Below are 16,147 nucleotides of genomic sequence, written 5' to 3'. Positions count from 1 at the left end.
TGGCCGGTCGGTATGCTGGCTCGGGAGCATTCACCCCGACCCAGGAGAACACGAGCATGCGGATCGCGCTGGCGCCCGGCGACACGGCCGCACACGACAGCTTCGACGACGCGGCATGGACGGCCCGCGAACTCAGCGCGTGGCTCGGGCTCGTCTATCAGGGCCCGTCCGAGACGACGCCTTGGGCAGGCTTTCTCGAAGCGATGCGCGTGCGGCTCGACGCGAGCTTCACGACGCTCGTGCTGCGCAGCCCGCGCGGCACGCGGCGCGGGCTCATCATCAACGCATCGACCCACGGCCCGCTGCTGCCCGGCGAACCGTCGTACAGCGAAGAGTTCTACGCGCTGTGCCCGTTTCTCGACCACCCGCCCGGCCAGGTGTTCACGGCCGACACGCTGTTCGGCGCGACGCGCTGGTGCGCGCACGATTTCTACCGGCAATACCTGCAGCCGCTCGACCTGCGCTTCATCCTCGGCGCGAATCTGCGCGGCGAGCGCGGCGTCGAGTGCGCGTTCTTCGTGAGCCGCCCGCATCATGCGCGCGACTTCGACGCGGCCGAACGCGCGCAGGTCGCGACGCTGCTGCCGCACCTGCAGCGCGCGGTCGAGCTGCACGCGGCGCTCGACGTGCTCGACGCCGAACGCGCGCTGTACGCGGGCACGGTCGACCGGCTCGACGTCGGCACCGCGATCCTCGACGAGGACGGCCGCGTGATCAAGCACAACCGCATCGCCGAGCGGCTGTTCGAGCAGCAGGACGGCCTGTGCCTGCGCCAGGAGCGGCTTCATGCATCGTGCCCGCTCGACGAGCGCCGGCTGCAGAAGGCGCTGCAGGCCGCGCTCGAGCATTTCCGCGCGGGTGCGCTCGGCCGCATCGAGGCCACCACGCTGTCGCGCCCCGGCGGCGCGATGCCGTTGAACGTGCTGCTGCGCCCGCTCGCGCCCTTTCACGGCGCGGAGGATCGCCAGCACCGGCCGGCCGTCGCGGTGTTCGTCCGCGATCCGGCGTCGTCGCCGCAGACCTCGCGCGACATGCTGCACCGGCTGTTCCGCCTCACGCCGATGGAAACCGAGATCGCGCTGCTGCTCGTCGACGGCCTGACGCTCGACGAAGCGGCCGCCGCGACCGGCATCACGAAGAACACCGCCCGTGCGCATCTGCGCGGAATCTTCGCGAAGACGGGCGCGACGCGGCAGGCCGTGCTCGTGAAGATGCTGCTGAACAGCGTCGTGTCGATGGCATAGCGGGCCGCGCACGAAGCCGGCAGGTTGCCGGGGAGAAGCCCGCCGCAGAGCAGCACCGAGCGGCATGCCTGCCCACTCACGTCATCCGTCATCAGATGTGATTGCGCACGGAGACAACCTCCCGACATTTCCCGATATTCGGATATATTCCGGGTAAACCCGTGACGTCATATCAGGATCTCCGGCGTACCATGTCATACGACAACATACTACTTAGATCCCCACCCGACGCGAACGCGGGCCGCTGCCCCGTTCGCCGCCCGCCCGGAGACTCCCTTGACCTCGCCCGCCCTGCCCGGCCGCGCTCCGCTCGCATCCGCCGTCTCGAAAGTGAAATGGCACGTACTGCCGCTCGTGCCGATCATGTTCATCGCGAACGATATCGACCGCTGCCGACGGCCTTCGGCTATCTGAAGCAACATACGGGTTCGATAGCGGGCGGCCGGGATGCGCTCGCTATCGCGTTCCTAGTCGCCACGGTCGCCGCGCCGTTCGCGCGCACGCGCCGGCGCAGCGATCCGCCGCGCGGCCTGCCGACCGACGAGTCCTTCACGCACACCGCAATGCTCCGCCATGCCGAACACTGACCGCCTGACCGTCGTCGTCCCGAATGCCGTCGACGGCGACCTCGCCACGTTCTCGCTCACGTCCGACGGCACGCTCGCGCCGCTCGCCCGCTACCCGGCCGGCGACGTCGCGATGCCGGTCGCCGTGCAGCCCGATCGCGCGCGGCTGTACGTCGCGACGCGCGGCGAGCAGCCGACGATCGTCGCGTTCCGCGTCGCGGCGGCCACCGGCGCGCTCGCCCGCATCGGCGCGACCGCGATCGACGCGAGCCTCGCCTACCTGTCGCTCGACCGCAGCGGCCGCTGGCTGCTCGGCGCGTCGTACGGCGGCCATTCGCTGAACCTCTACGACGCCGCGCGCGTGCGCGACGGCGACGGCGCAGCGCTGCAGGTCGCGCACGGCATCGCGAACGCACATGCGGTCGTCGTGTCGCCGGACAACCGCTTCGCGTACGTGAGCTCGCTCGGCTCGGACCGGATCTTCACGTTCGCGTTGATCGAGGATGCCGGCGGCCTGCGTGCGGTCGAGCACGGCGAAACGCGCGTGCCGGGCGGCTTCGGGCCGCGCCACCTGCGCGTCGCGCGCGACGGCCGGATGCTGGTCGCGGTCGGCGAATTCCAGGCGACGCTCGCGACTTTCGCACGCGACGCCGACAGCGGCCGCCTCGGCGACGCACGGGTCAGCGCGCGCCACCCGGCCGTCGCCGGCCTCGCGCAAGGCCACGCGCGCCCGCCCGCGCCGACCGGGCCCGCCGTGTGGGCTGCCGATCTCCACCTGACGCCCGACGAGCGCTTCGCGTATGTGAGCGAACGCACGTCGAGCCAGTTGCTCTGCTATCGCCACGATGCGGACGGCGCCTTCGACCCCGTACACGCGACGGCCACCGAAACGCAGCCGCGCGGCTTCGCGATCGATCCGTCGGGACGCTGGCTCGTCGCGTGCGGCGAGCAGTCGGAATACGTATCGGTGTACGCGATCGCGCCGGACGACGGCACGCTGGCGTTGCACGCCCGCGTGCCGGGCGGCCGCGGGGCGAACTGGGTGGCGATCGTCTGACGGGTCCATCGACCGATGGATCCAATGATCGCTTCATCGACGCCGGGCGCACGACCGGCACCGGCCCGCGCCGCCCGGCGCGCCGTCAGCGCCGCTCGCTCGGCGCGACGCCGGTCCAGCGCTTGAACGCACGCGTGAAATTCGCGCGGTCGGTATAGCCGACCCGCGCCGCGATCTCGTCGACCGGCAGGCGCGTGCCCTCGAGCAACCGGAGCGCATCGCGCAGCCGGATCTCGTCGAGCAGCGCCGAATAGGTCGCACCGAATTCCGCGAGCTTGCGTTTGAGCGTGCGCGCCGACACATGCAGTTCGCGCGCGATTTCGTCCACCGACGGATAACCGGTCTCGCCGCAGATCAGCAGGTTGCGCACGCGCTCGACGATGCTTTCCGCATAGCCGAGCCGCGCGAGTTCGGCCTCGCATTGCTGGACGATCATCTGCGCGGTCTGCGCGTTCGCGGTGCCGATCGGCTCGTCGAGCAGCGCGGCGTCGCAGCGGATACGGTTCGCGCTCGCGTCGAAATGACAGCGCGGCAGCCGCGCGCGATAGCGCTCGAACCACGGCGGCTCGGGCCATTCGAAATGCAGCTCCGCGCGCGACTGCAGCGTGCGCCCCGGCGCGGGATCGAGCAGCGAGTTGAACAGGATCGCCGTCTCGACCAGGAAGTTCTCCACCGCGAACTGGCGCAGCCGGCCGAGCGGAAACGCCTCGAGCACGTCGATGTCGACGATCCCGTCGAGCTCAGCGAGCCGCACCGAAAAGAACGGCACGCGCGTCGGCAGGTAGCGGATGCCGAGCGCGATCGCCTCGCCGAGCGTTGCGCAACTCATCAGCCCGAAGCCGATCAGCCCGGATTTCGTGAGGCTGCTGCGCAGGCCGATCTCGATCGCGATCGACGGATCGCCCGTCGCCTCGAGCAGGTTGAACACGATCGCCGCCTGCTGCAGCGGCGTGATGCGCGCGTCGGGCTGCGCGAGCCGCTCGCGCTCGACGCCCGAGCCCGCGAGAATCCGGCCGCCATCGATGCCGCGCTCCTCGGCGAGCATCAGCATGAACAGCGCATACGCGGACGATACCGTCGCCTTGTTCAGCTGGCGCGCGGCATCCGGGGCGGACAGGGCCATGCGGCGGACTCCGGAGCGGTTTCGGCGGATTGTAGCGCTGCTGGCCCGTAATGACACCGCAGCGGCATTCTAGCCGCCCGATGCGGCATCGCACGCCCGTGCACCGGCCACCGTGACCCGAAATGACACCATCATTGGCACCGGCGGCCCTCGCGTGTGCTCCGGGGCGCGCCTATGCTTGTCACATCGGCATTGCGCCCCACTCTTTCCGCACGGATTCCGGTCGATGAGCCAACCCGCACGAACCGTCTTTCGCCACGACGCCGACAAGGTCGCGTATGTCCGCCGCGAGGTCAACGCCGCGAGCGATGCGATCCGCGCGCGCTTTCCGCTGCTCGACAACCAGAACCTCGTCGGCGCGACCGTGATGGCCGTGTCGGTGGGCGCGATGCTCGCGATCGCGTGGCTGTATGCGCGCGGCGCGATCGCGTGGTACGTCGCGTTGCCGCTCGCCGCGTTCGTCACGTCGCTGATCCACGAACTCGAGCACGACCTGATCCACCTGATGTACTTCAAGAAGACGCCGTGGGCCTATCACCTGATGATGGCGCTGTGCTGGCTCACGCGGCCGGGCACGATCAACCCGTGGACGCGCCGGCGCATGCACCTGCATCACCACAAGGTATCGGGCGGCGAATCGGATCTCGAGGAATTCGGCATCACCAACGGCGAACGCTGGGGCGTGAAGCGCCTGCTGATGATCGCGGACGGCATGCTCGCCGTCGTGCTGCGGCCGGATGCGATGCGCCGCAAGGTCAAGCAGTACGTGGCCGCGCAGCCGGTGCAGGATGCGGCCGAGCGCGCGCAATTGCGCATCGAGCAGGCATCGTCCCACATGCCGGTCGGTCACGCGTACTACGCGCTGTGGCACGCGTTCATCGTGTATCACGCCGGCCTGTTCGCGCTGAATGCGTTCGGCTACGCGGTGACCGTGCCGGCCGTCGTCGAGCGCGTGATGAGCGTCGTCGATTTCCTCGCGGTCGTGTGGCTCGGGCCGAACTTCGTACGCAGCTTCTGCATCAACTTCGTCAGCTCGAACATGCATTACTTCGGCGACATCGATTCGCGCAACGTGATCCAGCAGACCCAGGTGCTCAACCCGTGGTGGATGCTGCCGTTCCAGCTGTTCTGCTTCAACTTCGGCAGCACGCACGCGATCCATCACTTCGTGGTGCGCGATCCGTTCTACATCCGGCAGCTGACCGCGCGCACTGCGCATGCGGCGCTGCGTGAAGTCGGCGTGCGGTTCAACGATGTCGGCACGTTCAGGCGCGCCAATCGCTGGGGCGCGTATCGTCCGATTCGCGGTACGCGCGGCGCGCAGCGCGCCGACGCGTAACGGCGGGCGGCGCGGCTCGCCGCGCGGGTCCCGTCAGTCCGTCAGTCGGTCAGTCCGTCAGCGCCGATCGCCGGCATCGGTCCCTGCCCGCGGATCCATGCCCGGTTCGCGAGTTCGGCCATTTCCTTGTCGCCGCGGCTGTCGCCGTACGCGAACAGCTTCGCGGGCGGCTGATTTCCCCACCAGCCGCGCAAGCGCACGACCTTCTGCGGGCCCCAGCAGTTCTCGCCGTTCAGCCGCCCGGCGAACGCGCCGCGCTCGAACGCGAGGCGCGTCGCGAGCACCGTGCCGATGCCGACCGTCTTCGCCCACTTCTCCAGATACAGCGACGGCGACGCGCTGACCAGCACGACTTCATGCCCGCGCGCCTGATGCTCGCGCACCCGTTCCAGCATGTCCGGACGCACGAGGTTCGGCAGATAACCATCGACGAAGCGGCGCGCGAGCGCGTCGAGCGCGTCCTCGCGGATCGGCCCGAACGCAAACCATGCGAACTTCGCCTTCGCATCGCCGCGCGACAGGAGGCCCGCCTTCATCGCGACGATCCACGGCAGCGCGCGCAGCCCGGCCCATGCGAAACGCGGCGTGCCGACCGCGTAGCGGACGAAATGACGGAAACTGTCGGTGGTCGTGATGGTGCCGTCGAAATCGAATGCGGCGACGATGCGGTCGGTCATGGAGAGGCGGGAAAGCGGTGAGATGCCCGGGAAGATAGCAGAGTCGGGACGCCGTGCGTGCGGGTGCGGGCAGCGGCGCGACTGGCGGCACGGCTCGATACGCGATCGCGTCAGTTCGCGCTTTTCCGATACAACGCGACATACCCCGCGAGCATCGGCAGCAACGACCCGCTGACCCGGTTCAGCCACGTCCCCCCGGCCGCCGCCACACCCGCACCGAATGCACGTCGTGCGAGCGTCGCTGGAAGGTTTTGGGGCCGGGTCCGGCCGATCGTCAAAGGGAGTGGCGGGAGGCCGCCAGAGTTTGCTATACTCTCGTTCTTCCGGAGAGATGGATGAGTGGTTTAAGTCGCACGCCTGGAAAGCGTGTATAGGTTAATCGCCTATCGGGGGTTCGAATCCCCCTCTCTCCGCCAGAATCAATGAAAAGGCCCCGCAAGATCGATCGATTTTGCGGGGCTTTTTTGCGACATGCGACGTGGAATCAAGTCGCGTTGGCCGCCCTCTTCCCTGCTTCCGCGACCGATCATGGCAATGGGCCAGTCGCCGCGCGGTTGTTCCGTGCCCCTGTCACGCCGGCGCGCCCCCTGGAGGCGTTAGAGCGTCGACCCGACATCGACGTTTTCGTCACGGCGTACCAGACCGACAGCGTGTGGTTGCCGATCGCACGTCGCTTCGGAGACGTGCTATCGGTATCCATCGGGTTCGACAGCATTCTCCTTATTCATCTAGCCGTCCGATAGATTCGCCATATATGCGCGTAGGTATTGCACGAAACAAAATGGCGTCGCTCTATCAAACCAATGGACGTACGGTCCTGCAAATTTCACTGCCCCCTTCAATTTCGTCCCAATCGAAAGCAACAGCTCGCGCATAACCACGATGGGTTGCCAGAATTTCAATCGCTGCCCAACTTTACGTAACGATTTGTGAACTTCGTTGAATCAGAGTATTCACTTATCACGGGATCGCTGACAGTCGATGAAGCTTGCAGACGTGTACTAACCAAATCCGCAAAACATAGTGCACACGCCGGAAAACGCTGATCCGAGGTTTCGTACAGTCGTAGTTTTCTTATTGAAGCCAGACGCATCTCGATAGGGATCGAATCGTTTCAAAAAGATGCCAGCAGCAGCGTTGAAAAAATCTTAAAGGATCGTTGCCACACAGTTACCGATTCGAACTGACTTCGGTATGATTTTTTGTGCAATCAAGCGCGGGGCACACCGCCTCCCATTTTCAATGGCGCACCCCATTTAAACAGAACATCTCAAATATATCGCCGTTTATTCCGAACGATAAAGTTGTTTGGATATTCGGTGATGGTCGGGCGCGTTTTCCATGAACCGGGGTGACCGAATGGGCCGGGAAGTCTTGCTGAAGGTGCTGCGCGGCGGCTACGCGCAGTTCGATCGCGTCATCAAACTTGACACGCCGCTCGGCGACGACTGGCTCGTGCCGCTGTACGTCAAGATCAACGCACGGCTCGGCCGCAATTTCGAGGTGACCGTCGACGCATCGTCCGTCGTGGGCGACAAAATCAAGCTCAACGCCCTGATGCTGCAACCTGTCACGCTGTGGATCCGCCAGACGGGCGGCCGCTATCTGCCGATCCACGGCTACGTGCAACGCGCCCGTCGCGTCGGAAACGACGGGGCCGTCTCGTATTTCCAGCTCCAGTTCTCCTCCTGGTTGAGCTTTTTGAAACTCGGCAGCGATCGGCGCGACTGGCAGGAAGCCAGCGGCTGGCAGATTCTCACCGACGTATTCGACAAGCATCCGCAAGCTTCCGGCAACTATGGTCACGAACTGCGCACGGCGGTGCGCGCGTATTCGCACCGCGTGCAGTGGGAAACCGACTGGAATTTCGTGCATCGGAGCCTGGAGGAAGTCGGTGTGTTTCCGCGCTTCGATTTCGCGCAGGACGGCGAGTCGCACAAGGTCGTCATGATGGACGACCTGTATTTCGGGCCTTCGCTGCCGAATGCGGAGATGAAGTTCAGCCACGCGGGCACCGACGAGGATTTCGACGGGCTCACCCAGTTGAGCGAACAGCAGGACGTCCAGAGCGCGACACTCACGCTCGGAACGGCCGACTACAAGCGGCCGGACCTCGACAAACAGGTCAGCACGCCGGCGGCGGATCTGGATGATTTGGCCGGTCAAGGCGAAGACTATCTGTATACGGGCTCGCAGACCTGGGCCAAATCCGATGTCGGACAACAACAGGCCCGCATTCGAACCGAAGAATGGGCTTCGCGTGCGAAGCGCTATTTCGCGATCGGCAGTCCGCGCTACGCGCTGCCCGGCTACTGGTTCAGGGTATCCGGGCATCCTCTCTTCGATGCGCTGCCAGCGGACGAGCGCGAGTTGTCGATCATCGCGAGCGACTGGCTGATCCAGAACAACGTGCCGGGAATGGATGCGCTCACGCGATTCCCGCGCAGCCTGCGCAGCGAAATCGAACAGGCCCAGTCCACCGGGGCCGGTACGACCGTGAGCCACCGCGATGGCGGCGTCGGATTCTTTCACGTCGAGATCGAAGCGCAGCGCCGCAAGACACCCTTTCGCAGCCCGTTCGAGCATCAGAAGCCGGAGATGCACTTGCAGACGGCGATCGTCGTAACCGACCGCAACGAGGAAATCGTCACGGACGACGGCAACCGTGTGCGGGTCCGGACATCGAACAGCCGGAACGATCGCAATACGAAGTCGACGTCGTGGATCCGGGCGGCGATGCCGGACGCAGGCGCAAGGCGTGGCGGTTATTTTCCGTTGCGCAAAGATGATCAGGTGCTCCTGGGCTTCGTGAACGGCGATTGCGACCGGCCGGTCATCATCTCGCGATTGCATGGTGGCGCAACGATGCCGGTATGGCATACCCATGGCCTGCTGTCCGGCTTCCGCTCCCGCGAATATGGTGGCGACGGTTTCAACCAGTTCGTCATGGATGACTCGAGCGGTCAGAACCGGGTCCACCTTTACTCGTCGAGCTACAGCTCTCATCTGCATTTGGGCTATCTGATCGAGCAGAGCGACAACACGCGCGGCACGTTCCTTGGCAACGGGTTCGACCTGAAATCCGGCGCGTACGGCGCGGTGCGCGCCGAGCAAGGCCTGTATGTGTCGACGCAGCCGGCCACCGCGCAGCCGCTGAACGTAACGTCCGCAACCGAGCCGCTCGCCGGTGCGGAGGCCGTGTTCGAAGCCGCGTCGAGGGCCAGCGAAACGAACCGCGCCGAAAGCCTGCACGACGGCCAGGCCGCGCTGAAGTCGTTCACCGACGCGACGCAGCGCACGATCGCTGGCGCGACCGGCGGTGGCCGCACAGCCGGCGGCGGCACCGGCAACGCGAATGGTTTTGCGAAGCCGGTGATGCTGCTATCGAGTCCTGAAGGGATCGCCGCGTCGACGCAGCAATCGGTGCATGTCACGGCAAACCAGCACGCGAACGTCGTGGCAGGCAGGAACATCAACCTGGCGGCCGGCAAAGCGTTGCTGGCCAGTGTGCTCGACAAGATCAGCCTGTTCGCGCAGAACCTCGGCATCAAGATTTTCGCCGCAAAGGGGCCGGTGGACATTCAGGCGCAGAGCGGCTCCGTTTCACTGGTCGGCCTGCAAGACGTAAAGATCGAAAGTGCGGACGGACGTCTGATTCTGACGGCCGCAGAGGAAGTGTGGATCGGCGCGGGTGGCTCGTATATCCGCATCAAGGGCGGGCTGATCGAGAACGTGACGACCGGGCAGATCCTCGAAAAATGCAGAAGCTGGGACAAACCGGGCGGTGCGAGCGGAACGATTCGCGATCCGTTGCAGACAACGCCGGTGTCGACCGATGGCGGCCGCGGCTCACTCTTCTCCGGTTGACGCCAGGCCCGCCACCACCCGAGCAGCAAGAAAAACGAGAACCGAGAGATTCCGGGAATCATGAGCAATAGCCACCCTACCCCGAAGCCCACCGCACCGGCCCGACCGACGTCTCCCCCGAGCACACGTGCGGCATCACCTTACACACCGCTGAACTGGGCTTTTCCGTTCACGCCGGTCGGCAAGGATGACCCGGCCAACCCGATGACCTACATGAAGGCGTTGGCAGCCGCCGAGGACGGGTTCTATCCGTTGGGCGCGAACGGCATGTGGCACGGCGGCATCCACTTCGACCAGAACACGGCTGCGCGATTGAGGCAAGGCGACGGGATCCGCGCGATCGCCGACGGTGACGTCGTCGCGTACCGGCTGGACAGCAAGTATCCGGAGCAGCGCTATCAGGACGGCCGACACGCGTTGTACTCGACGGGGTTCGTGCTGATCCGTCATCGATTGCAGTTGCCGCCTGTGCCCCCACCGCCGAAGGCGAACGCGGCGAAGGATTCCTCAACGCAGCCGACGACATCATCGACCACGCCCACGCCGCCAGCTCCGTCGGCGACTACGAACGCGACTGCGAGCAAGCCGGCACCGGACGAAACGCTGACGTTCTTCAGCCTGTACATGCATACGATGGACTGGAACACATACCGGTCTGCGGCTGAACAGGCGAAGGTCGCACCGGTCGGCCGGTCCGGGCCGAACATCGGACCGATGCCGTATTGGGAGGGCGATCGCTACTATGTCGTCGGCAACAAGGCAAACGACAAGCAGAACGCTCCGCGGCCGAAAGTGCCGGTATCGTCACTGCGCAAGACGATCAATCGCGACGTGCTCGGGGACTTCATCCAGAGCGATTTCAAGAAACTGCCGGAACCGGAAGAAAGCGACAAGGATGCGACGCCGCTCCCGCCCCCGATCACGGGTATCCGCATCCGCGATCTGCCGAACGGCAAGATCATCGGCATTCTGCCGCGGGGGTCGGAGTTGACCATATCGGACACTGACGAACGGGCACAAGCGAAACCAGGCTGGGCGAAAATCAAGTCCATCAAGTCGGGCACGCCGGCCGCGGCGGTCGTCGGCGCGCCGGCGTCGCCGCACGCGCCGTACGGATACGTCTTCCTCGGGGAACTCGATCCGATCGTCGACCCGAAGCCGCTAGACGCGGTCGTCGTGCTGAAGCAACCGTACAGGGTGAAGGCCGGCGACGTGATCGGCCGGCTCGGCCACTATCTGCGCTATCCGGATGCGAAGCTGCTGCCGCCGAAACCGAACCGGTCGCTGCTGCACCTCGAAGTATTTGCAGGCCCCGAACTCGAATCGTTCATCCAGAAGAGCCGTGATCGCGCAAAGCATCTGCCGGCGTCCAAAGCGTTCCTGGAAATCTCGCCCGGAGCGCAGCTGGTTACCGATTTGCCGGAGCCCGCTCACAAGCTGCAACCGGGCACCAAGCTCGTACCGGTCGCCGCCGACGCAAAGGGAAAGTGGGTGAAGGTACAACCGAAGACGGCCGCCCCTGGACACGGCAATCGTCGCACGAAGCCGGTTTTCTACGACACCGGTACGCCTGTATGGGTCGACGGAAGCCTCGCCAATACGACCCTCACCACGATCGTGCCCGCCTGGAAGGACTTCCCGCTGAGCTTTTCGAGTGCGAAAGGCCCGGGAGCGGATTTCCGCGCCGTGTTTCGCACCGTCGATCTGGACAAGAACATCGCGCAGGACGACCAAGGGCGTCGCTGGTATTACGTGACGATCGGCACCAGGGACGGCGGCACGCGTGACGGATGGGTGTGTGAACAAGATCATCCGCTCGTGCGCATGTGCGGGCCGTGGGACTGGCCGGGCTTCGAGCTGATCGACAACAGCAGCATCAAGCCGCTCGACATGCTCAAGCGTTACATCTACGTCGCCGAGCAGTTCCTGCTCGACGAAGACAAGAGCGAATTCGAGACGAGCGCAGCGACGGTCAACAGCAGCCCGCTCATCGCGAAACTCGAAAAGGCGATCGACGCGAACCACGACGGGAAAGTGACCGCGCAGGAACTGAAGCACGCGCAGGAAACCCCGTGGACGGCGGAAGCCCTCTCCCACCTCGTCGTACGGGGCGAGAGCGAATGGGGCGGCGGCCTGGGCAAGTGGGAGGCGTTGTCTCCGCTCATGAAGAAGCTGCTATGGCTGTGGAAGACCGAAATCGAGCGGATCGGAAAATTGCAGTGGTGGGAGCAGGTCACCGGTGTGGAGGGGTTCCCGAAGGAGCCAAATCCGTGGCATTTTCATCCGATTGGAATCGTCGGGAATTTCATACAGCGCTACCAAAACGATTGCATCAACTACGACGTAATGTATGCTCCACGCGGTCCTGCGTATAAAGACGATCAAATTAAATCATATAGCCATTACACCGTCGCCATTGATAACTCACCCGGACGGTTGAGTGGCGATAGTCGACGGCACGGTGATGCAAGCCATGCTGTACAGCGAGGCGCAATCGACCTCCTCATCGAGGCAGCAAAAAAACACAGTCTGGATAGAAACGACACAATAATGGTATTGGCAATAGCGAGAATAGAGTCGGGCTTTAACCCGGATGCTGCCGCCGGGACCACTTCCGCCTCGGGTTTAGGGCAGTTTGTGGATAAAACCGCTGTATCTTACGGCATAACCACCGACGAGCAACGGTTCGACGCCAAGATCAGCGCAGATGCATTAGTTCGACACTATCTTGATAACAAGCGCCTGGCCAGCAGATACTCAGGAAGAGAGCTGTATGTAATGATTTACGCTTATCACCATGACGGCCCCACACTAGCCTATGGAGGAAGGAGCATAGCAGAGTCACACGTAATACCATTTTACGATTTATTCCAAAAAAATATTTGCACGGATATTGCGAGGTAGGCGCCATGCGCTTCTTGATATTTACTATCTTGATCTTCTTGGCTTGCAACACCAACGCTTTTCCCAAGGGCGTCGATTTCACCATTGAAGACAAGGATTTGAGCGACGTCAGCGGGAAAGCAGTTTCAGCCGTTTCAAAAGATACATCGTTTTCACCATTCAAAAACTTGGGCTGCAAGCTTACCGGGAAAGAAATTTTGCTAACCTCACTCCCGATCCGCACATACTTTCTAACGACATCCAACGCTTGCGGCTGGGGAGCAGCCGTTGGTCCGATTTGGATTGTGGATGAATCGCACGGGAAGGTAATCCTGAGCACCGGAGGTTATGCCATAGAAGTTCGCCGGCGCACCAGGAATGGATTCCGGGATATTGACGTGAATTCTGAAATCGGCGGAGAACCGAAGAGCACCCTTTACTCATTTAAAAAGGGAAAATATATGCCATCAAAATCCCATGGCAAGTCGAGGCACTACTGATGACCTTTTGGCGCCCCCCCCTTCGACCATGATGAATCTGATTCGCATCGGCGACGACACCGACCACGGCGGCAAAGTCGAAACGGGCTCCACGACCATGCGTTTCGCTGGCCGCTACGTCGCCCGCAAGGGCGACCGCGTATCGTGCCCGCAGCATCCCGACGTCTCGCCCAACATCATTGAGGAAGGCGATTCATCGATGATGGACGAAGGCACCCCGATCGCGCGGCACGGCCATCGCGCGACGTGCGGCTGTCACCTGATTTCGAGTCTCACGTGACCGGCTCGACAAGTGTTGTTCGCACGACGTGAAGCGATCATCGCTGGATCTCTGCGTTGCTTGTCTTCGATCGCAGGCAAAAACATGACGCCGCTTGAATGCCCAGGAAATCAAGCGCCTTCGCTGTCGGTGCACCGAGATGCCCCTCTCACGGATGCCGAATGTAATCCACCAACGCCCGCGTATACTCATCCGGCTGCCGATCGAACAGGCTGACTGCGATCGCCACCGCGAACCCCGCCGGCACGCCGAACACGCCTGAACTGATCGGCTCGATCCCGAACCACGTCTGCCCGGCGAATCCGGTGAGCTGCGTGAAATACGGATACGTCGACACGATGTAGTACACACAGACCGCGAGCCCCGTCACCATCCCGGCGATCGCACCGCGCGTCGTCGTCCGCTTCCAGAACACCCCAAGCACGAGCACCGGAAAGAAGCTCGACGCCGCGAGCGAAAACGCCGCCCCGACCAGAAACAGGATCTTCCCTGTATTGAGCGACGCGACATACGACGCGAACAGCGCGACACCGAGCAGCAAGACCTTCGAGATCGTCACGCGCCGCTGGCTCGATGCATCCGGCGCGACCATGCAGTAATAGACGTCGTGCGACAGCGCATTCGCGATCGTCAGCAGCAACCCGTCCGCGGTCGACAGCGCAGCAGCCAGCGCACCGGCCGCGATCAACCCCGACACGACATACGGCAGCCCCGCGATCTCCGGCGCGGCGAGCACGACCATGTCCGGCTGCATCTGGATCTCGGACCAGTGCACGATGCCGTCGCGAACCACCTCGACGACGCTGATCAGGTCCGGCTCGAAGTGATGCCACTGCGTGACCCACGCGGGCAATTCAGCGGTCGGCCGCCCGACGAGGTTCGTCAGAATCTCGTACTTGATCATCACCGCGAGCACCGGCACGCTCAGGTAGAACAGCGCGATGAAGAACAGCGTCCAGCCGACCGAACGCCGCGCGGACGCGACCGACGTCGTCGTGTTGTAGCGCGTGAGGATGTGCGGCAGGCTCGCGGTGCCGAGCGACAGGCACAGCAACAGCGCAAGGAAATTCCGCTCGCGCGGCTTGCGGTCGTCGTCGTTCGCCGCGGGAAACGGCTCGTGCATCGGCACGGGCGGCTCGGCGCGTGCCAGCAGGTCGTCGCGCGCCTGGGTCCAGGTCACGCGCGCCGCCGTCGGGTCACGCGGAAAGTCCGCCAGCTCGCGCTCGCGCTGGTTGATCTCGCGCAGCGGCCCGTTGTGGCGCCGCAGGTCCGCGAGCTGGTCGACGAGTTGCCGGCGTGCATCCGCATACGATGCAGGCAAGCGATCGAGCTGCGCCTGCACGGCCGCCGCCTGCCGGCGATACGCATCGCGCACCTGCTGCTCCTCGGCCGCGTCGCGCAGCTGCGCCTCGCGCGCCGCCACGCGTTCCATCAGCTTGCCGTAATTGAATTGCGGCACCGGCCCGAGCCCGTTCTTCATCGCGATCAACGACACGGGAATCAGGATCGCGCTGATCAGGATGATGTACTGCGCGACCTGCGTCCACGTGACCGCGCGCATTCCGCCGAGAAACGAACACACGAGAATGCCCGCGAGCCCGCAGAAGATCCCGATCGCGAAATCGACGCCGATGAAGCGCGTCGCGATCAGCCCGATCCCCTGGATCTGCGCGACCAGATAGACGAACGAGCACAGGATCGCCGCGCCGGCAGCGAGCGCGCGCACGGCGGTGCTCGAAAAGCGCGTGCCGAGAAAATCGGGAATCGTGTAGCGCGCGAGCTTGCGCACGTACGGCGCAAGCAGGAACGCAACGAGGCAGAACCCGCCGGTCCATCCCATCACGTACGCGAGCGCATCGTAGCCGGTTGCGTAGAGCGAGCCGGCAAGGCCGATGAACGACGCCGCCGACAGCCAGTCGGCCGCCGTCGCCATCCCGTTGAACGCGGATGGCACGCGCCGCCCGGCCACGTAGTATTCGACGAGATCGGACGTGCGCGACAGCAGCCCGATCACCGCATACACGGCGATCGGCACGAACAGGAACACATAGCCGATCCACACGCCGGAGCCGGCCGCGCGCTCGATCCGCCACAGCAGCAGCACGAACCCGAGAAAGCCGAGTGTGTAAAGCGCGTACGCGCGAATCAGTCGATGCGTCAGCATGGATCAGCGCGCATGGTGCACATTGCCCGCGTGCGCGGCATGTTCGTCGTACGCGCGCCGCAGCATGCGGTCCGCGCGTTGCATCAAGCCGATGTAGACGACGATCAGCACGAGATACACGAGAATCGCGCCCTGCGCGCCGACATAGAACGGCAGGCTGAAACCGGCGAAGCGAACGCCCGCGAGCGCGGGCGCGAAGAACGGCACGACGAACGACACCGTGAAGCCGATCGCCATCAGCACCAGGATCAATGCGACGTTGAAGCGCCAATAGCGCGCATGCGCACGCGCGAGCGGCTCGGGAACGGGCGGCGGCGCGACAGGCGCCGGACGGTGCGGAACGGTCATGCCGTTATTTAGCAAAAAGCCCCTGCGCGGGCAATCGGGATTGCCGCGCAGGGGCCCGTGCGCGCAACGTGCGCAACAGCGCGATCAGCGCACTTCGGC

11 protein-coding genes, 1 tRNA gene and 1 pseudogene are annotated in these 16,147 nt (G+C 64.3%); 9 read left to right on the top strand and 4 right to left on the bottom strand.

The window, feature by feature from the left end:
• Window positions 1-56 precede the first annotated feature (56 nt).
• The 3 genes and pseudogenes from U5A56_RS06235 to U5A56_RS06225 all read left to right on the top strand — a co-directional run bounded on the left by U5A56_RS06235 (window position 57) and on the right by U5A56_RS06225 (window position 2,867).
• Window positions 57-1,244: a helix-turn-helix transcriptional regulator gene (locus tag U5A56_RS06235; protein ID WP_044847637.1), complete on the top strand. Its 1,188-nt coding sequence runs from the start codon at window positions 57-59 to the stop codon at window positions 1,242-1,244.
• Between the two features lie 392 nt (window positions 1,245-1,636).
• Window positions 1,637-1,831: pseudogene (locus tag U5A56_RS06230) on the top strand (MFS transporter); the annotation flags it as partial.
• On the top strand, window positions 1,818-2,867 hold the full coding sequence (locus U5A56_RS06225; protein WP_321921437.1) for a lactonase family protein: 1,050 nt from the start codon (window positions 1,818-1,820) through the stop codon (window positions 2,865-2,867). The pseudogene U5A56_RS06230 and the gene U5A56_RS06225, both read left to right, overlap by 14 nt.
• An 85-nt stretch (window positions 2,868-2,952) precedes the next feature.
• On the opposite strand, the gene U5A56_RS06220 is transcribed toward U5A56_RS06225, so the two are convergent.
• On the bottom strand, window positions 2,953-3,990 hold the full coding sequence (locus tag U5A56_RS06220) for an AraC family transcriptional regulator (RefSeq protein ID WP_321921435.1): 1,038 nt from the start codon (window positions 3,988-3,990) through the stop codon (window positions 2,953-2,955).
• A 226-nt stretch (window positions 3,991-4,216) separates the two neighbouring features.
• Between U5A56_RS06220 and U5A56_RS06215 the strand changes: the two genes are divergently transcribed.
• Window positions 4,217-5,329 carry a fatty acid desaturase gene (locus U5A56_RS06215; protein WP_321921433.1) on the top strand — a complete coding sequence of 371 codons (1,113 nt, stop codon included), beginning with the start codon at window positions 4,217-4,219 and terminating at the stop codon, window positions 5,327-5,329.
• A gap of 41 nt (window positions 5,330-5,370) precedes the next feature.
• Here the strand turns inward: U5A56_RS06215 and U5A56_RS06210 are convergent, their stop codons facing one another.
• Complete coding sequence (locus tag U5A56_RS06210) at window positions 5,371-6,006, bottom strand: HAD family hydrolase (RefSeq protein ID WP_321819477.1); 636 nt, start codon at window positions 6,004-6,006, stop codon at window positions 5,371-5,373.
• Window positions 6,007-6,331: 325 nt separating this feature from the next.
• On the opposite strand from U5A56_RS06210, the gene U5A56_RS06205 reads away from it, so the two are divergent.
• The 5 genes from U5A56_RS06205 to U5A56_RS06185 all read left to right on the top strand — a co-directional run bounded on the left by U5A56_RS06205 (window position 6,332) and on the right by U5A56_RS06185 (window position 13,536).
• Window positions 6,332-6,422: transfer RNA gene (locus tag U5A56_RS06205), tRNA-Ser, on the top strand.
• Window positions 6,423-7,365: 943 nt separating this feature from the next.
• Window positions 7,366-9,873: a type VI secretion system Vgr family protein gene (locus tag U5A56_RS06200; RefSeq protein ID WP_321921432.1), complete on the top strand. Its 2,508-nt coding sequence runs from the start codon at window positions 7,366-7,368 to the stop codon at window positions 9,871-9,873.
• A 60-nt stretch (window positions 9,874-9,933) separates the two neighbouring features.
• A complete protein-coding gene (locus U5A56_RS06195; RefSeq protein WP_321921430.1) occupies window positions 9,934-12,777 on the top strand; it encodes a lytic transglycosylase domain-containing protein in 2,844 nt (947 codons plus the stop codon).
• 5 nt (window positions 12,778-12,782) lie between these two features.
• Entirely contained in the window at window positions 12,783-13,256 is a 474-nt protein-coding gene (locus U5A56_RS06190) for a hypothetical protein (protein WP_321921428.1), read from the top strand.
• 28 nt (window positions 13,257-13,284) lie between these two features.
• Entirely contained in the window at window positions 13,285-13,536 is a 252-nt protein-coding gene (locus U5A56_RS06185; protein ID WP_044847630.1) for a PAAR domain-containing protein, read from the top strand.
• Window positions 13,537-13,684: 148 nt separating this feature from the next.
• Here the strand turns inward: U5A56_RS06185 and U5A56_RS06180 are convergent, their stop codons facing one another.
• Entirely contained in the window at window positions 13,685-15,700 is a 2,016-nt protein-coding gene (locus tag U5A56_RS06180) for a sodium:solute symporter family protein (RefSeq protein ID WP_044847629.1), read from the bottom strand.
• A 3-nt stretch (window positions 15,701-15,703) separates the two neighbouring features.
• Window positions 15,704-16,048, bottom strand: a complete 345-nt coding sequence (locus U5A56_RS06175; RefSeq protein WP_321921426.1) for a DUF4212 domain-containing protein — start codon at window positions 16,046-16,048, stop codon at window positions 15,704-15,706.
• Between the last annotated feature and the right edge of the window lie 99 nt (window positions 16,049-16,147).

It is taken from the genome of Burkholderia sp. BCC1998 (genome assembly GCF_905339875.1).
Taxonomy (GTDB): domain Bacteria; phylum Pseudomonadota; class Gammaproteobacteria; order Burkholderiales; family Burkholderiaceae; genus Burkholderia.
Note: the sequence above shows the minus strand (reverse complement) of the source record. Positions and strands in the feature narration are given on the sequence as shown.